General features: G+C 61.1%; 15 protein-coding genes. 6 read left to right on the top strand and 9 right to left on the bottom strand.

Features of this window, described 5'->3' with window-relative positions:
• Positions 1-105: 105 nt before the first annotated feature.
• Together GN112_RS12150 and GN112_RS12145 are read left to right on the top strand one after the other, a co-directional pair.
• Positions 106-1074, top strand: a complete 969-nt coding sequence (locus GN112_RS12150; protein WP_155310470.1) for a thiamine pyrophosphate-dependent dehydrogenase E1 component subunit alpha — start codon at positions 106-108, stop codon at positions 1072-1074.
• Positions 1075-1100: 26 nt separating this feature from the next.
• The gene (locus tag GN112_RS12145) at positions 1101-2081 is read left to right on the top strand and encodes an alpha-ketoacid dehydrogenase subunit beta (protein ID WP_155310469.1); all 981 of its coding nucleotides are present in this window, start codon (positions 1101-1103) and stop codon (positions 2079-2081) included.
• Between the two features lie 121 nt (positions 2082-2202).
• Here GN112_RS12145 and nadB read toward each other — a convergent pair whose 3' ends face one another.
• Both nadB and GN112_RS12135 read right to left on the bottom strand, forming a co-directional pair.
• A complete protein-coding gene (gene nadB, locus GN112_RS12140; protein ID WP_155310468.1) occupies positions 2203-3840 on the bottom strand; it encodes an L-aspartate oxidase in 1638 nt (545 codons plus the stop codon).
• Positions 3841-3953: 113 nt separating this feature from the next.
• Positions 3954-4622, bottom strand: a complete 669-nt coding sequence (locus GN112_RS12135; protein WP_162458901.1) for a TIGR04211 family SH3 domain-containing protein — start codon at positions 4620-4622, stop codon at positions 3954-3956.
• Positions 4623-4778: 156 nt separating this feature from the next.
• Here GN112_RS12135 and GN112_RS12130 point away from each other — a divergent pair, with 156 nt between their 5' ends.
• On the top strand, positions 4779-5213 hold the full coding sequence (locus tag GN112_RS12130) for a DUF1178 family protein (RefSeq protein ID WP_155310466.1): 435 nt from the start codon (positions 4779-4781) through the stop codon (positions 5211-5213).
• Positions 5214-5251: 38 nt separating this feature from the next.
• Here GN112_RS12130 and recD2 read toward each other — a convergent pair whose 3' ends face one another.
• The 5 genes from recD2 to GN112_RS12105 form a co-directional block, all read right to left on the bottom strand.
• A complete protein-coding gene (gene recD2 / locus GN112_RS12125) occupies positions 5252-7438 on the bottom strand; it encodes an SF1B family DNA helicase RecD2 (protein WP_155310465.1) in 2187 nt (728 codons plus the stop codon).
• Between the two features lie 6 nt (positions 7439-7444).
• Complete coding sequence (gene gmhB / locus GN112_RS12120; protein WP_155310464.1) at positions 7445-8005, bottom strand: D-glycero-beta-D-manno-heptose 1,7-bisphosphate 7-phosphatase; 561 nt, start codon at positions 8003-8005, stop codon at positions 7445-7447.
• Between the two features lie 14 nt (positions 8006-8019).
• Complete coding sequence (locus GN112_RS12115) at positions 8020-8793, bottom strand: septal ring lytic transglycosylase RlpA family protein (protein ID WP_197743317.1); 774 nt, start codon at positions 8791-8793, stop codon at positions 8020-8022.
• A gap of 25 nt (positions 8794-8818) precedes the next feature.
• Complete coding sequence (gene lon / locus GN112_RS12110) at positions 8819-11170, bottom strand: endopeptidase La (RefSeq protein WP_155310463.1); 2352 nt, start codon at positions 11168-11170, stop codon at positions 8819-8821.
• Between the two features lie 102 nt (positions 11171-11272).
• Entirely contained in the window at positions 11273-11725 is a 453-nt protein-coding gene (locus GN112_RS12105; protein ID WP_155310462.1) for an Hsp20/alpha crystallin family protein, read from the bottom strand.
• Positions 11726-11951: 226 nt separating this feature from the next.
• On the opposite strand from GN112_RS12105, the gene htpX reads away from it, so the two are divergent.
• Positions 11952-12911, top strand: a complete 960-nt coding sequence (gene htpX / locus GN112_RS12100; protein ID WP_155310461.1) for a zinc metalloprotease HtpX — start codon at positions 11952-11954, stop codon at positions 12909-12911.
• Positions 12912-13000: 89 nt separating this feature from the next.
• Here htpX and GN112_RS12095 read toward each other — a convergent pair whose 3' ends face one another.
• Complete coding sequence (locus GN112_RS12095; RefSeq protein ID WP_155310460.1) at positions 13001-13210, bottom strand: hypothetical protein; 210 nt, start codon at positions 13208-13210, stop codon at positions 13001-13003.
• Between the two features lie 136 nt (positions 13211-13346).
• Here GN112_RS12095 and GN112_RS12090 point away from each other — a divergent pair, with 136 nt between their 5' ends.
• Both GN112_RS12090 and GN112_RS12085 read left to right on the top strand, forming a co-directional pair.
• Complete coding sequence (locus tag GN112_RS12090; protein WP_162458900.1) at positions 13347-15305, top strand: dynamin family protein; 1959 nt, start codon at positions 13347-13349, stop codon at positions 15303-15305.
• Positions 15302-17059, top strand: a complete 1758-nt coding sequence (locus GN112_RS12085) for a GTPase domain-containing protein (RefSeq protein WP_155310458.1) — start codon at positions 15302-15304, stop codon at positions 17057-17059. Before GN112_RS12090 ends, GN112_RS12085 begins: the two co-directional genes overlap by 4 nt.
• 63 nt (positions 17060-17122) lie before the next feature.
• Here the strand turns inward: GN112_RS12085 and GN112_RS12080 are convergent, their stop codons facing one another.
• The gene (locus tag GN112_RS12080; RefSeq protein WP_155310457.1) at positions 17123-17950 is read right to left on the bottom strand and encodes an aminotransferase class IV; all 828 of its coding nucleotides are present in this window, start codon (positions 17948-17950) and stop codon (positions 17123-17125) included.
• Positions 17951-18048: the final 98 nt, after the last annotated feature.

Raw genomic sequence — 18048 nt, 5'->3', positions numbered from 1 at the left:
GGCTTGCCTTGAGTTGTAGACCCATTTCCGATACACTGTTTCTTGATGCATAAGGACTGTGTCTGCCCCATTAATTCATCCAGATATACCACTTCAGGGAGGCCTATGCAGATATCCCGGCAGAAGAAAATGGAAATGCTCCGGTCGTTGCTGCTTTCTCGACGGTTCGAGGAGGAGCTGACGGAACTGTGTAAAATCGAGCATAAAATTCCAGGCATGATGATTCTGTGTACCGGTCAGGAGGCCGTCGGTGCGGGCGTTTGTGCGGCACTTCAACCGGAGGATGTGATCGTTACCAACCACCGCAGTCACAGTCACCTGCTGGCCAAAGGGGCTGACCCGAACGCGTTGATGGCCGAAATCCTCGGTAAGCGGACCGGTTGCAACAAGGGAAAAAGCGGAACGCTGCACATGGCGGTTCCCGAGGTCAATGCCCTGTGTACCACCACCGTGGTCGGCGGCGGACCGCCCATCGCCGTCGGCATTGGCTTTGCCCAGCAGTACCGGCAGGAAGAGCGGGTAACCGTCTGTTTTATCGGTGATGGCGCAGCCAACGAGGGGTCCGTTCACGAAGCGCTGAATCTTGCGAGTGTCTGGGCCCTTCCGGTGATCTTCGTGTGCGAGAACAATCGTTACGCCGGTGCCCAGCGATATGAAGAACACACCAAGGCCCCGAACATCGCCGACCGGGCAGCCGGTTACGCCATCCCCGGTGTTGTGGTCGATGGCAATGACGCGCTGGCGGTATACCGATCGGCCCTGGACGCACGGGCGCGTGCCGTGAACGGCGACGGACCCACGCTGATTGAATACAAGACCTACCGCTGGCGGGGCCATGGCGAAGCGGATTGCCAACTCTATCAGCCCAAGGATGAGATCGCGGCATGGCAGGCCATGTGCCCCATTCCTAAACTGCGCGGCGATATGCTGGCCCAGGGGGTGATCAGTGAAGACGAATTGCGGGAGATGGAAACCCGCATCGATGCCGTTGTTAAAGATGCCGTGCGCTTTGCAGAAAAGAGCCCTTATCCCGAGCCGAACGAGGCCCTGGAGGATGTATTCGCGGGATCGTGAACGTTCCCAATGAAAGGAACAAACGCATGCAGTCATTTGGAATGGGACAGGCCATCAATCAGGCACTCAGAGAAGAAATGCTGCGGGACGCCGGTGTGTTCCTGGCCGGAGAGGGCGTCGGGGTGGGCATCCACAGCAGCCCGATGCTTCCCACCGCCGGCTTGTTGGACGCGTTTGGCGCCGGACGGGTGAAGGACACTCCCGTTTCGGAGGCGGCCATCGCAGGACTGGCCGTCGGGGCATCCGTGGCCGGGCTGCGACCGGTGGTGGAAATTATGTTCAATCCCTTTTTTACCTTGGCTTCGGACATGATCGTCAATCATGCAGCCAAGCTGCGCTACCTATCCGGAGGCAAATCCGCTTTTCCACTCGTCGTACGCATCAAAAGCGGTGCCGGATTCGGTGCCGGCTGTCAGCATTCACATAACCTGGAAGCGTGGGCGGCGCACTGCCCGGGGCTGAAAGTCGTCATGCCCTCAACGCCGGCCGATGCCAAGGGACTTCTCAAGTCCGCTATCCGGGATCCCGACCCCGTTGTTTTTATCGAGGACATGATGCTTTATTTTGTGCCCGGTCCGGTTCCGGAAACGGACTATCTCATCCCCATCGGACAGGCCGATGTCAAGCGCCAGGGAAACGATGTGACCGTGGTGACGTGGTCCAAAATGGTGGGGGTGGCCCTGAAGGCGGCTGATCAGATCGCACGCGAGGGCATTGACCTGGAAGTCGTGGATCTGCGCACCCTTGTTCCGATGGATAAAAAGACGCTCATTGAGTCTGTTCGCAAGACCGGCCGCCTGGTCGTGCTGCATGAGGCCACGCGAACCGGCGGATTTGCCGGGGAGGTGGCCGCTGTGGTGATGGAAGCGGCATTTGATCATTTAAAAGCGCCGCTCCGGCGGGTGACCGGGCCGGACATCCCTGTTCCGGCCAGTCCGCCACTGGAGCGCTTTTACATCCCCAGTGAGGACGACCTGATTGCGGCGGTCAAGGAAATCGTTCGGTAGCGAACGGAAAAGCCTGGCGGAGGGTTACCGTCAGCCAGGCTTTTTTATTGCTCGGATTGGATTTTGATTGGCAGGCCGGATTCCCTGCACCTTTTCGTCACACCGAAGGATCAACGCGCAATCAGCCCACGATTTGTCGGCGGATCACCGTGTCTTTCTTCCAGCGCTGGTCCTTTTGGGGATAGCCGATATTGTAGTGCAGGCCGCGGCTCTCCTTGCGATGATCGGCGCACTTGATGATCAGTTCGGCAACGGTGGCGATGTTGCGCAGCTCGATCAGATCCGGTGAGACCTTGAAATTCCAGTAGTACTCGCGGATCTCTTTCTGGATGTTGTCAATGCGCCGCTGGGCGCGGGCCAGGCGTTTGTCCGAGCGCACAATCCCCACATAATTCCACATCAGGCGCCGGATCTCATCCCAGTTGTGGGCGACCATGATCTGCTCGTCACTGTCGGTGGTGCCCACATCGTCCCAGTCGGGAACTTCCGGACGGACAGCTTTCTTTGCTTCGGCGAGGTCCTGGATCGACTGGCGGGCAGCGGCTTCGGAATAGACCAGCGCCTCCAGAAGGGAGTTGCTGGCCAGTCGATTGGCACCGTGCAGGCCCGTGCAAGCGGTTTCCCCCACGGCGTACAGGCGGTTGATGTCCGTTCTCCCGAGCATGTCCGTAGCCACGCCGCCGCACATGTAGTGCGCGGCCGGCACCACGGGGACCGGCTCACGGGTCATGTCGATCCCGAAGGAGCGGCATTTCTCGTAAAGGTTGGGGAAGCGGTCGGTGACAAACGACGCCGGTTGGTGGGAGATGTCCAGGAACACGCTGTCCTGCCCGCTGCGCTTGAGTTCGGTGTCGATGGCCCGGGCCACCACGTCCCGGCAGGCCAGATCCCGCTTGGGATCGTAGCGTTGCATGAAGGGCTTGCCGTCCGCATCGATCAGGCGGCCCCCCTCGCCACGCACGGCTTCCGAGATGAGAAAATTTTTGGCCGCCGGATGATAGAGGCAAGTGGGATGGAACTGGACGAATTCCAGGTTGGCCACGGTGGCGCCGGCCCGATAGGCCATGGCGATGCCGTCGCCGGTGGCAATGTCCGGATTGCTGGTGTACAGGTACACCTTGCCGGTGCCGCCGGTGGCCAGAAGGGTGATGCCGGCGCCGAACGTCCTGACCCGCCTGGTTTCCCGATCGAGCACATAGGCGCCACAGCAGTAATCATCGTGGGTGGTGGTGACCAATCCGCGCTTGATGCGCGTAGAGAAAGTGATCAGGTCGATGGCAATGTGGTTTTCATAAAACCGGATGTTCTTGTTCTGCCGGGCCCGCTCGAGGAGTACCCGTTCGACTTCACGGCCGGTCATGTCCTGGGCATGCACGATGCGGTTACGCGAGTGACCGCCTTCGCGTCCCAAGTCAAATGGCTTGCCGCCATTTTTTTCCGGGGCATCCCCGTCGACGTTGAAACCGACGCCGATGGCCTTCAATTCGCGGATCCGCTCGGGACCGCCGGTGACCACCTGGTGGACCACATCCGGATTGCACAGGCCGTCGCCGGAATCGAGGGTGTCCTGGATGTGCAGGTCGAAGGAGTCCTCAAGATCAAAAACCGAGGCAATGCCGCCCTGGGCGAGGTTGGTGTTGCTGTCCACGGCCTGCTTTTTGGTGACGATGGCCACCGTGCCCTTGTCGGCCACTTTGAGGGCGTACATTAACCCGGCAACGCCGCTGCCGATTATCAGAAAATCCGTTTGTGTATCCATAGATGCTCTTTCCATGCCACAGATGATTTTTCAATGCCACTGGTTCGCTTGGCGGCTAACGGCCGTGGACGGTCTTCGACGCGTTCCCGGGAAGTAATCTCGCCGGGACGGCTTCAGTAGAGCGATGAGCGCTGTTTGCGCCGGCTGGAGCTGAACAGCCCGATAAAAAAGCCCACCAGCATGATTCCCCCGCCGGTCAGGACCCATTGAATGATTCGGTTGCGTTTCATCTGCATGTTTTCTTCATCGAGCTTGGCGCTGCGGGTTTTCTCCGCCTCCAGTTCCTGGGTCACCTCCTGATGCCGTTTTTTCAGCTTGAGAAATTCAGACGATTCCTTTTTCAGGGTCGCGTAGGACTGGCTCAATTCGTCGCGCTCCTGGCGATTCTGGGAAAGATCGGCATCAAGGACTTTTTTTTCGGAGGCAAGGGTGTTGTATTTTTGTTTGAGGTCGTCGTGCATGGCCACCAGAACGTCATAATCCTGGCGGACCCGCTCCAGCACCATGGCGCACGGTTGGCTGGCAGTCAGGTAGCGGTTGAGCACCCAGCCTTCCTTGCCGCCCGGTTCCCTCACCATGGACCATTCATCGCCCTTTTCGACCATCTGCAGGGCCTTGCCGCTTTGAATCAGCGAAATGATTTTACGGTCCGTCGCGGGACCGGTCCGCATGGTGATTTCAAACTCTTCGGTGACATAGACGGTTTGCGCGAGGCATACGGCCGGCAGGATCAAAAGGCTCATCAGAACCAGCCAAAATCGTGCTTTGTTTTTTTTTATCACAACAGTACACTCCATTTGATAGGGGTTGCTTCCGCCGCCGGAAAAAAATGCACCCATTTTGAGTTGAAAAAAAAGCATCTGTCAATAATTTCTTTTCAAAAAACAGACCCTGTGATAACCAAAAAAGTCCAACAGAAACAGGCAACTGAAGTTATTATGATCGCATACGACCTGCAATGCAGCAATGGCCACCGATTTGAAGGGTGGTTTGAAGACAGCGAGGCTTTTGAGCGGCAAAAGCGTGAGGGGCTGGTTTCCTGTCCGGTCTGCGAAGATACCGCGGTGGCCAAAGTCCCCTCGACCTTCGCCATTAAGGGCGCCTCCGGGAATTTACCCTCCGACATGCGCGAGAAAATTGCGCTTGCCGCCCTGGGCCGGCAGATTGTCGATTTCGTGGAAAAGAACTTCGACAACGTCGGCGCCGATTTTGCCCGGGAGGCCCTCAAGATGCATTACGGGGCCAGTGAGCCGCGCAACATCCGTGGGGTCAGTACCCCGCAGGAAGAGGAAACCCTGAAGGCGGAAGGGATCAATTTCGTGAAAGTTCCGTTTCCCGAAAAAAAGTCGGATGATGATCCGGAGCCCGCCTGACCGTCCCCCTTTTTTCTCTTCGGTTTCAGTCCATTCACTTACAACTGCGGATTCAGGCGCCGGGCCAGCATGGAGCGTCGCTGGCGGGGCCGGTCGTTGCCCAGGGCCACCCTCAGTGCTTTGGTCGTGCCGACGATGACCACCAGCTGTTTGCCGCGGGTCAGGGCGGTATAAAGCAGATTGCGCTGCAGCATGATATAGTGCTGGGTGAGCAGCGGGATGACCACCGCCGGATATTCCGACCCCTGGGATTTGTGCACGCTGATGGCATAGGCCAGGGTCAACTCGTCCATCTCGACAAAATCGTAGGGGACGATGCGTCCGTCATAGTCCACCTCGACGCGTGTTTTCTCCGGATCGATGCTTCGCAGGATGCCGATGTCGCCGTTGAACACCTCCTTGCGGTAGTTGTTGCGCAGGTGCATCACCTTGTCGCCCACGTGAAAGCGATTGCCCATGACCGCTACCTGGTCACTGTCGGGGTTCAAGGCCAACTGCAGAACCCGGTTAAGATTGAGGGTGCCCACCAGGCCGCGGTGCATGGGGGTGAGGATCTGGATGTCGCGGATGGGGTCCATCCGGAAGTGCTCGGGGATCTCCTGGCGGCAAAGATCCACGACCGTCTGCACCGCTTTTTCCGGGGCGGCCTGCTCGATGAAGTAAAAATCCGAAAGGTGCTCCGCATCATCGGGGGGCGCCACCACAGGCGGCTTTCCCCGCCGGATCCGGTGGGCGTTGACCACGATGGGGCTCTGTTCGGCCTGGCGAAAGATGTCGGTCAGCTCGAAGGTGACGATCTGTTCCGAGCGAATCAGGTCCGCCAGCACGGTTCCCGGCCCCACGGACGGCAGTTGGAACACATCGCCCACCAGGATGAGGGATGCGGTCATGGGTACGGCCCGGATCAGGTGGGCCATGAGCAGGGTGTCGATCATGGAGGCTTCATCGACGATGACCACATCGGCGGTCAAGGGATCGTCTTCGGTACGTTCGAAACAACCGTCCGCCAGATTGTAGCCCAGTGTTTTGTGCAGGGTCGCCGCCGGCCGGCCGGTGACCTCGGACAGGCGGCGGGCGGCCCGGCCCGTGGGGGCCGCCAGCATCACCCGGTGTCCCAGCCGTTCCATGACCGCCGTGATCGAGCGGATCAGTGTGGTTTTCCCGGTACCCGGACCGCCGGTGATCACCGATACCCGGTGGGCCAGGATGCGGGTCAGGATCTCCTCCTGGCGGTCGGACAGGGTGATCGCCAGGGTTTTGAGCACTTCGTCGGTAATCAAACGGCTGTCCGGCGGTGCCTCTGTCCGGGGGATGCTCTGCATGGCCGTGATGCGCCGGGCAATCATCGCTTCGGCCTGGTCGAGCAGCCGCAAAAAGACCGGCGGCGGGCCACCGTGGGCCATCTCCGTGGCCACGACCAGATCGTCCCCGGCCACCAGATCGGAAAGGGCCGCGGCAGCGGTCTCCGGAGCCACATCAAAGGTTTTCAGGCAGGTATCGAACAGCATCTCCCGGTCGATGTAGGCATGCCCCTGGTCCACGGCCCGGTCGAACAGGTGCAGCATGCACGCCTTGGCCCGGTCGGCTTCGTCCACCGGGGTGTCGGCGTTGCGCACGATGGCGTCGGCAATCATGAAACCGATGCGTGGAATATCCTCGGCCACGCGGTACGGGTCGTTGCACAGGATGTCGACGGCGTCGTTGCCATACTCCCGCAGCAGCCGCGCGGTGTGGGCGACGTCTACGCCATTTTCCTCCAAAAAGCGCATCAGCTGGCGGGCGGCGTGGTGGGCTTGCCAGGCATCGGCAATGCGGGCGGCGGTTTTTTTACCGATGCCGGCCACCTCGCAGAGCCGCTCGGGGGCGGATTCGATGACTGTCAGGGTATCGGCCTTGAAGTGACCGATGATCCGTTCCACCAGCTTGGGGCCCACGCCCTTGATCAATCCCGATGCCAGGTAGTTGCGGATGCCGTCCACCGTTGCCGGCAGGATCGGCTTGAACGTGGAGAAACAGAGCTGTTGGCCATAGCGGGCGTGGGCCTCCCAGCGACCGCGCACCTCGATCGATTCGCCCACCTTGGGTTCCGGCATGGTCCCTTTGATGGTGATCAGATGGTGGTTCTCATCGGTACGCAGCCGGGCGATGGTGAAGTGGTTGTCACGGTTGTGGTAGGTGATTCGCTCGATGCGGCCGGACAGGGCGATGGTTTGGGCAGCGGTCATGGGGAATTATGCATCCCCGTGGGCAAGAATCCAGTCGGCGGCCGCCGCAAGGTCGGCGGCAATGTGGTCCGGCCGCTGCCCCGCTTCCTCAAGTGTGCGCATGGCGGTGGGGCCGTTGCCGGTTTGTACCAGCACCGTGCGGCCGCAACCGGCTGCCTTGCCCGCCAGGATGTCCTTGGCGCTGTCCCCCACCATGACGGCCCGGGAGAGGTCGATGGCGTAGCGCTCACGGGCGCGTTCGATCAGGCCCGGTTTGGGTTTGCGGCAGTCGCAATTCTCGTCGGGACGATGGGGGCAGAAGAAGATATCCGTGATCCGGCCGCCGTGCTCGGCGACCAGTCGGTGCAGTTTATCATGGATCGCCTGCAGTTCGCGAAGCGGCACCATACCGCGGTTGATCACCGACTGGTTGGTGATGACGATGATATTAAGGCCGCCGCGGGTCAGGCGGCCAATGGCGGCCAGGCTGCCCGGGATCGGGTGGAATTCGTCGCGGCACTTGATGTAGTCGGGGGAATCGACGTTAATTACACCGTCGCGGTCGAGAAATACGGTTTGGATGGGCACGGGCCGTCGGTATCCTATTCCGCCACGATGAATGCGTCCGGATAACCGCTGTTCGCCAGGCTGCGCTCATACTCTTCGGCGGACGCCAGATCGTCGCAACGTCCCACGCGCACCCGGTAGAAGACGGCATCGCCGCGATCGTAAGGGGTGACGTGGGCATTGGTGAACCGCTGCTGCAGCCGGGTGCGCAGCCGTTCGGCATTGTCCCGGTTGGCAAAGGCGCCCACCTGGAAGGTGAACGCCCCGCTGTAGTAGTCCATGGGGACGTAGGCGTCACCGCTGGCGGTTTCCCGCCGCTTCCCCAGGGCGACGATCTCCACCCGGGCGGTTCCCGGGCCGACGATGGCCAGTTCCTTGGCGGCGGAGTAAGAGAGATCGATGATCCGGCCATGGACAAAGGGACCCCGGTCGTTGACCCGGACGACCACATCGCGATTCGTGTCCAGCCGCCGTACCCGGACCCAGGTGCCCAGCGGCAGGGTCTTGTGGGCGGCGGTCATGGCATACATGTCGTAGACCTCACCGCTGGAGGTCTTGCGGCCGTGAAATTTGCGGCCATACCAGGAGGCGACCCCCTGCTGGGAGAATCCCTGGGCATCGCTCAGCGGTTTGTACCAGGTGCCGTATACCCGGTAGGGTTTGGGCTGGCCCGGTGCGGTTGCCGGCGGGGGCGTCGACACGGTGGGCGGAGACGAGGTGCATGCCGAAACGAGCAACAAGACGATGGCGCAAAGCATCCGCATCAAGCCCCTTGCGCCCCGCCGGGTCGATACCGATGGGATCGTCACTGGTTTTTTCTCCCTATGCAAGGCCCTATCCGTCGATGGCGATTTTGACCACATCGATCATCTTCTCCATGAAGTGGAACTCGATGTCGTCACGAACTTTTTGGGGAATGTCGATCAGGTCCTTTTCATTCCATTTGGGCAGCAGGATGGTCTTGATGCCGGCCCGATGCGCCGCCAGCACCTTCTCCTTGACGCCGCCCACGGGCAGCACCTGTCCCCGCAGGGTGATTTCGCCGGTCATGGCCAGGTCTTTGCGGATGGTTTTCCCTTTCAAAAGAGAGACCAGGGCGGTCAGCATGGTGACGCCGGCCGAGGGGCCATCCTTGGGAATGGCGCCGGCGGGCACATGGATGTGGATATCGTGCGAGTCGAAGAAATCCTCGTCCACGCCCAGCCGTTTGGCATTGGAACGGATGAAGCTCAGCGCCGCCGTGGCCGACTCCTTCATTACATCTCCCAACTGGCCGGTCAGGGTCAGGCCCTTCTTGCCCTTCATGGCCGTGGCTTCGATAAAGAGCAGATCGCCGCCGGTGGGTGTCCAGGCCAGGCCCATGGCCACGCCGGGAGTGGTCATGCGGGCCTTGGCCTCGGGCTGAAGCTTGACCGGCCCGAGATATTCGGCCACGTCTCCCACCTTGATGGTGGCTTTTTTGATTTTGCCTTCGGCGATGCCCGCGGCCACCCCCCGGCAGATAGTGGCAATCTCCCGTTCCAGGTTGCGCAGGCCGGCCTCACGGGTATAACCCGAGATGATCCGCCGGATCGCGCCCACATTAAAACCGATCTGGCTGGACTTGAGGCCATGGGCCTCCCGCTGCCGCGGGATCAGGTAACGGGAAGCGATCTTGACCTTTTCGTCTTCCGTGTATCCGAGCAGTTGGAGGACCTCCATGCGGTCGAGCAGGGCCGAGGGAATCGTCTCCAGCACGTTGGCCGTGGTGATGAACATCACTTTGGACAGGTCAAAGGGTACGTCCAGGTAGTGGTCCGAAAAAGAGAAATTCTGCTCCGGATCCAGTACCTCGAGAAGCGCCGAGGAGGGATCGCCGCGAAAATCGGAGCCCACCTTGTCAATCTCGTCGAGCATGAAGACGGGGTTGTTGGATCCGGCTCGCCTGAGCCCCTGAATGACACGGCCGGGCAGGGCGCCGACGTAGGTGCGGCGATGGCCGCGAATTTCGGCCTCGTCCCGCACGCCGCCCAGGGAAATGCGGTGAAAATTGCGACCCAGGGCCTTGGCGATGGAGTTGCCCAGGGAGGTTTTGCCGGTTCCCGGAGGGCCGGCGAAACAGAGAATCGGCCCCTTGGAGTCGGGCTTGAGTTTTCTCACCGCCAGGTATTCGATGATTCGTTTCTTGGCTTTTTCGAGGCCGAAATGGTCTTCGTCAAGAACCTTGCGCGCCTTGGCGATATCCAGGTTGTCCTCGGTGCTTTCGTTCCAGGGCAGTTCGGTGAGCCAGTCCAGGTAGGTCATGGCAACGGTGTACTCGGCCGACGAGGGATGCATGCGGCCCAGCCGATCCAGTTCGCGTTCGGCCTCCTTGACCGCCACCTCGGGCAGGTTGCGCTCCTTGATCTTGGTCCGGTATTCTTCCAGTTCCACGCCGGCCTCGTCGGTTTCGCCCAGTTCCTCCTTGATGGCCTTGAGCTGCTGCCGCAGGTAGTACTCGCGCTGGCGTTTGTCCATGTCCCCTTTGACCTGGGACTGGATTTTGTTGCCCAACTCGAGAATTTCCAATTGATGGTGAACCAGCTTGGTGACCGCCTTGAGACGTTTGGTGGAATCCTTGGTCTCCAGGATCTGCTGCTTCTCTTCGGCCGAGGAGTTGATCGTGGAGGCCACCATGTCCGCCAGGGTGCCGGGTTCCTTAATGGAGGTGGCCATGGACGCCATCTCCTGGGGCAGGCCCGGGGACAACTGCACGATGCGGCCGAACTGTTTGATCACGTTGGCCATCAATGCCTCGGTTTCATTATCCATGTGGTCGATGTCGTCGAAATGTTCTATATCGGCCACCAGGTAGGGCTTGTCCTTGTGGAACGACTTGACGCGGAAGCGGCTGAGCCCCTGGACCAGAAGCTGAGCGCGGTCGTCCTCGGTTTTGGCCATTTTCAGAATCAGGGCCGCGGTGCCCACGGTGGCCAGGTCGCCGCTTTCGGGATCCGGCTTGACATTCTCTTTCTTCTTGGCCACCAGGAGGCCGATCATGCGGTCCTTGGCCATGGCTTCGTCGATGAGATGAACGGATTCCCCTTTCATGACCACCAGGGGCAACACCATTTTGGGAAACAGGGTCGCGTCGAAAAGGGGCAGGATCGGGAGCTCGGTCGGCAAATTCTCGGTATTATAGTCCAATGATGGTTGCTTGTCTTGCATGGTGCCCTCCTTTAAGAAAGGGTCGGAAGTGGGTGATGCGCCGGGTTGCCCACCAAAGCGGACAATGCGCACGGGCATGCCATAAGCGGTGGATGGAAAGGCTTATTCCTCACTGATGGGAACCTTGTGCACCTTGTCCAACTTGAGTTTGGCGATGCGGATCTTGAGCAGCCCATTGACATAGCTGGAAGAGACCACCTCGGTGTCCACCGGTGACGGTAGGTAGAGAATTCGTTCGAACCGGCCGTACTGGATTTCAGCCAGCCGGTAAGTGCCGTTGGACACCCGGGACATCTCCCGTCGGATGCCGGAGATCTTCACCGCCCGGGAATTGATCTCCAGGTCCAGATCGTCCTTCTCCACGCCGGAGATCTCCGCCCAGATCATGATCTCTTCCGGCGTCTCGAAAATATCCATCTGCGGTGTCCACATGTGCTCACGGGACGAAAACATGGGGTTGATGGGACGCGGCCGGAATATCTCTTGGATGGTTTTTCCCAGATTCTGGCCGGTTGGATCAAAATTGCTGCCGAATTTAATTTTGATATAGTCCATGGCATTTTTCCCCGAAACAATCTTCAGTTATAGAATAGGCGCAATTGCTTCCTTAAGTTTGGCGACTCGGTAAAACTAACACCGAATCGGGGGGTTGTAAAGCCGTGAAGGCCAAACCCTTTGATCCGGTTGCCTTTGCATGAATCGGTGTTATCTTTGAGCACTCCATCGGAAGCACTTTTCGTGCGTCAAACAGGGTATAACCGGTAAACAAGGAGAATTTGACATGGGTAACCAGCTCAAAACCACGCTCTTGCTGGCCGTGATGACGGTATTGATCATGGTTGTGGGCAACCTCCTGGGCGGCCGCCAGGGGATGATGATCGCCCTGGTACTGGCCGCCGGGATGAATTTTTTCAGCTACTGGTATTCGGACAAGATCGTGCTGAAAATGTACCAGGCCCGCGAGGCGACCCCGCAGCAGGCCCCTGAGTTGTACGGCATGGTCGAGACCCTCGCCCGCCAGGCCGGGCTGCCCATGCCCAAGGTCTATATCATCCCCAAGGAGGCGCCCAACGCCTTTGCCACCGGCAGGAACCCCGATCACGCCGTGGTGGCCGTTACGCAAGGGTTGCTCTCCCTGATGGACCGTCAGGAGGTGATGGGGGTGCTGGCCCACGAGATGGCCCACGTGAAAAACCGCGATATTCTCATCGGCACCATTGCCGCCACCATGGCCGGCGCGATCATGATGCTGGCTTCCATGGCGCGCTGGTCGGCCATTTTCGGCGGCATGCATCGGGATGACGACAATGGCGGCGGCATGGGTGCCATCGGCATGATCGCCATGTCCATCATCGCGCCCATGGCCGCCATGATTGTCCAGATGGCGGTTTCGCGTTCCCGGGAGTACCTGGCCGACGCCACCGGCGCCCGCATTGCCGGCAGTCCCGAAGGGCTGGCCCGCGCCCTGGAGAAGCTGGACGGTTACGCGCGGCGGATTCCCATGGATGCCAATCCGTCGACGGCGCATATGTTCATCGTCAACCCGCTCTCCGGACAGAGCTTGCAGCGCCTTTTCTCCACCCATCCGCCCATGGCCGAGCGCATCAGCCGGCTGCGCGGCGTGCGGCCCCCGAGTGGTTCCGGTATGGGACCGGCCGTCCCCCCACCACCGCCGATGTCCGGTAAAGACCGACAGGCCGACGCCGGTCGTGCATTCTGGGACAAGCTGAAAGGGGAGTAGGGTATCGGAACGCCGATCAGACGCCAAGGGGCTGAGACAGGTTCAGTGCCGTTTGGGGAAAACGCAGGCCATGTCCGTCAAAGCGGCGTTCAGGATTTCTCTTCCGCACATCGGCATCGGGCATCGTCCGGAGCGGCGGGGCAGTCCGTTTCCGACCCGCTGCGACAGACCCGACAGCGGGTCTCATCGCACCACTGGCACGAAAAACAGGTCCGGCAGGGATGTTTTTTCGGTGTCGGTCCGGTTTCGTCGGGCACATACACTTTGCCGGTGATGCCGGGAAGGGTGGTCCAGGCCATGATGGTCCTCGCTTTCCATTCAATCAGGAATTAAATTCGCTGTGTCGAACATGGGAAGCCGGCCGGTGGTTGTCAACCGTTCCATCGGCCTTTAATGTATGCTAAAGGTCTTGCAGGAAAAGGAGACGGTTTGCGGGTGGACCCACTTTATGACGATGCGACCAGCGATGCCCTGGCCCGGCTGAAAGATGATGCCGCGGCCCTGACCGAACTGCTTGGCCTGGATTCGCAGCCGGCCATGGACCAATGGATGGCGGCGGTGGAGGGGCGTCTGCTGCCCCGGCTGCAGCCTGGTTTTCCCCTGGTGGCTGCCATCTGCGGGGGCGGCTCGGCGGGCAAAAGCACGCTTTTCAACAGCCTGGCCGGCGACGCCCTCTCCCCCACCGGCGGCCGGGCCGGCATCAATCGCCGCATGCTGGTCGCCCTGAGTGCTGCCCATGAGAATCGATGCGGAGTTGTCGAGGCCCTCTTCGATTCGTTTGACGAACTTCCGCAGTTGCTGGACGATAAGGAACAGTTGCTCTCCCCGGGCGGTCCGTTATTTTACTACGCCAAAGGGCTGCCGGCGACCGTGGTACTGGTGGACACGCCGGATTTCGATACCGGTGCAAAGGGCAGCTATCAGAACCGGGAACGGGTCGAAGGGGCCCTGCGGGCCGCCGATGTATTGATCTACATCTTCACCAACGCCAACTACAACAACCGTGACAATACCGATTTTATCGCCCGCATGTTAACCGCCGTGGGCACCCGCCGCTGCTTTCTCGTCTACCGGGTCGATGCCGCCTTCAGCGACCAGGAGGTCCATGCCCATGCCGATACCGTTGCCCGCAACCTGTATGGTGATCAAGCCGGGCAGCATGTTCTGGGCGTTTACCGCGCCGATGAGGACAACCGCGTGGCCGACGGTGTGCGCAGCATGACCCTGTCGCCGCTGGGCACTGGTCACCCCCAACTGGTGGATGCGCTGGCCGCAATGGATGCCCGGGACGTGCGCGGTGAGCTGAACCGCTCCATTTTCAGGGACGTGGTCGAGCAGGCCGGCCGGTTTCTGCAGGACTCGCGGGAGTCGTGCCTGCTCATGGAACTCTATCTCGACGGGCTGCGGTTCCTGCAGCAGCAACGGGTGCGCGAGGCCCTGGGGCACTTGCCCATGGATGCGGTGGTGAGACGATTCTCGGAAATCTGGCAGGCTGGCGATCCCTCGCATATCCGGATCATGCGCAAGACCGGGCGAGTGGTGGAAGCGCCGGTGCGGCTGATGATCAGCACGGCCCGATGGCTGCGCGGCAAAAGCGGCACGGACCGGATGGCGGATCGCGGAAAAATGAGCGCGGCCGTGCAGACCGATCTGATCCGGGCGGCCAACCGGCTGCGTCAGTCCGTCCTCGATCCGGTGATCGCCCTGAACCTGCCGGAAACGGAGCCGCTGGCCGCCTCCCTGCGGGAACGCGCGCGGCAGTTGACCGGCAAGGCCCGGGTGGCGGTCCAGCGCAGTGACACGGGCACCATCTCCCTTGAAATCCCGCTCCCGCCGGCCTTGGCCGGGCGCCAGGCCGCCCTCGGCCAGGCAGACTGGTCGGCAATTGTGGATAAACTGCTTGCCCGGCAGGAGATCCTGCTCAGCCTGACCGATGGCCTGGAGGATGAACTGCAGCGCCTGGCCGCCGAGCAGCGCCGGCGCCTGACCGCCATCGACCAGATCCGGCAGACCGTTGCGGCCATGCTCAATATCATTCCTGCCACTGCGGCGGTCACCTATGTGCTGCACACCGGCGACCCGGTGGGGGCCGTGGGCATCAAGGTCAAGCTGGCCGGCATTTTCGGCCTCAACGACCTTTACGCCCTGGTGGCCATTCCGGCCACGGCCGGCATGAAGAAAGCCGACCTCAAGCAGCTGGAGGCGCTGTTGGGGCCGGTGGCACAGACCTGGCTGACCCACAAACTGACCGCCCTCGAGGGGTTGTTTGAAACCGAAATTACCGCAACGCTGCTGGAGGCGGGACGAACGGTGATCGACCGGGCCACCGGCCGCATCGCATCCATGGAAAACGCGTTGTCCCGTTGCCGCCATGCACTGGAGACCCCATCATGATCGATGCGCAAATGACCCGACTGCGGGCCGTTGCCGAACTGGAAAGCGTCCGCGCCGATATCCGGGGCATGGCCGATACCCTGGCGCGGGTTTCCCTGTGGCGGCCTGCCGCCGGCCTGCAAACGGCCTGCAATGAGGCCATTGCCATGCTGGACCGGCTGGCCGAGCGTTTTGACCGCAAGCTGGTGGTGACCCTGGTGGGACCCTGCGGATCGGGCAAGTCGACCCTGCTCAACTCCCTGGCCGGCGATGACCACCTCTCCCCGGCAGGTCACCAGCGTCCCACGACCCAGCAGGTGGTGGCCTTCTGCCGCCAGCCTGCCGATGCGGCCCAGCTGGTCGATCAACTGGGCCCGGAGAACATTCGCGTCCGGGCCAGCGAAGCGGCCGAGCACCTGGAGAATGTGATCCTCATCGACACCCCGGATACGGACAGCACCCATCAGGATCGGCACATTCCCATCATCCACCAGGCCATCACCCTCTCGGATGTCCTGATCTGCGTGTTCGACGGAGAAAACCCGAAGCGGCGCGACCATACCGACTTTCTGATTCCCTACGTGCGGCTGTTCGGCGGCAGGAGCCTGGTGGTGGCGGTGAACAAATGCGACCGGCTAAACGAAACCGAACTGACCGACACCATTATGCCCGAATTCAGCGATTACATCCGCAAGGCGTGGTCTACGGATCCGTCGGATATTCTGTGTGTGTCCGCCAGGAGTCACCTGCACCGCCCCGGATGGACCGAGCAGGCCCGGCCGCGGCACACCCGCGACCAGTTTGACCAGTTGCGCGGGCTGATTGTCGACACTTACAACCAGGCGGGTTACTCTGTCGACCGGCGTCTGGAGAACGCCCACAGCCTGAGAAACAGCCTTGAGCAGACGATCCGCAGCGAGGCGGAGAAGGAGAAAGCGCGCTTGTCGGAGGCCATCGACCAGATGGCGGCGGCCGAGGCCGAGGCCATGGGGCAGGCCGTGGCCGCCTTTCAGGGGGCCGGCGGCGCGGCCACGGGCGTCAATGTGCGCCTCTACCAGCAGTTGGCTCAGCGCTGGCTCGGGCCGGTGGGGTGGCTGGTGGCCATCTGGGCGCGGATTCTGGTGTTCGGTTCCGGGATCGCCTCCTTGTTGCGTTTCGGCAATCCGGTGCGCCAGGTTTTTGGGGCCGTTGCCACGGTCAAACACTATGGTGAGTCGAAAAAAGCCCTCGCCGCCGCCGAGCGGGGCGCGGGCGCCGGGACGGCCCTGGTGCGTTACGATGCCGCCATGGCCCGGGCATGGCCGGATGTTGCCGAACGGCTGGTGGCCGCCCGGTTTGCCCCCCGCGTGCGTGATGAGCGACAGGCGCCGGGAGACGGTGAGGCCATTGGCGAACAACTCGCGCGGATTTGGAACGAGGCCCTGGAGGAGGAGTTGGAACAGGCCGGCCGGCGGCTCAGCGGCGGCGTGCTGCAGCTTTTGTTCAACCTGCCGTCGCTGGGGGTGATCGCTTATACCGGGTGGCTGACGGCCGCCAATTTTTTCACCGGCACGATTCTGACCAGCAACTTTTTCGTGCATGCGTTCTGGACCATCACCCTGATCCTGCTGCTCAGCTTTTTTCTGCTTCAGGGGGCGATCCGCCTGGCCGCCGGCCGGGAACGGCTGGTGGCGCGGGTGTTCGTCCGTCTGCGGGAAGCGTTGGACGGCCAGACGCATCTCACGGACCATCCGGTCTGGCGGCAGGCCCGCATCGTTCTGGGGCTGGCGGCGTAGGGGCACGGCGTGCCGTGCCCTTGCGGAAGGGCATCGGCGATCCGTTATCTATTTTCCGTGCGGCTATTGCTTTTCGGTGTGTTGCTTCATCTCCGCCATTAACCGGCGGGTATGCACTCCCGGCCGGCCGTTGCCGATCGTTCCGTCGTCCACCTGAACGACCGGCACCAGCCCTTTGCTGGTTCCGGTGATGAAAACCTCGTCGGCGGCCAGCAGTTCACTTCTCGAAATGTCACGGATGTCGATGGGAAAAAGCCCTTCGGCCAGATCGAGAACGACTTTGCGGGTCACCCCCGAGAGGATCCCCCGGCCGGGGGTGACCAGCCGCTCGCCCACAAAGGCGAAAATGTTGGATGTGGTGCACTCCAGAGCCAGGCCCTTGCGGTCGATGTAAAGCGCTTCAATGCCTCCGGCGGCGGCAGCCTTTTTCAGGGCCAGGCTGGCCGAGATGTAATCGATGCTCTTGGCGCCGGGGATGGGCCGCTCCACCTCCCAGGAGACGATTTTTACGCCGTCGGTGTACCAGCTGTCGGGCAGCTTGGGCACCGGTGAAACCAGTACCAGCAGGCGGGGTGTTCCCGACGGGGTCATGAAATCGGTACTGGAACCGCCGGTGACCACGATACGGATGTTGGCCTCGGGGATATCGTTTTTCGCCAGGGTTTGTTTGACCACCTCGGCGATGTCGTCATGGGACCAGGGCAGGGGGAGCTTAATTTTGCGGGCCGAGTTCTCCAGCCGGTCGATATGGGCATCCAGAAAATAGGGCTTTCCGTCGTAGGTACGCAGCAGATCGAATACGCCGATACCGCGCAAAATGGCCAGGTCATCCACGGGAATGACCGCCTCTTCGGCGGGAACGAATTTGCCGTCAACATAATAAACAGGCACAACAACCTCCCAGAGAATCATTTCAAATTCGGACAAAGGGTCCGAGCGCCCCTGTTACACCATCGGCCAAAGGGGCTCAAGGGCTAAAATGATAAAAG

Origin of the sequence: Desulfosarcina ovata subsp. ovata (assembly GCF_009689005.1) — a bacterium.
Taxonomy (GTDB): domain Bacteria; phylum Desulfobacterota; class Desulfobacteria; order Desulfobacterales; family Desulfosarcinaceae; genus Desulfosarcina; species Desulfosarcina ovata.
This window is presented reverse-complemented; position numbering and strand designations above follow the sequence as displayed.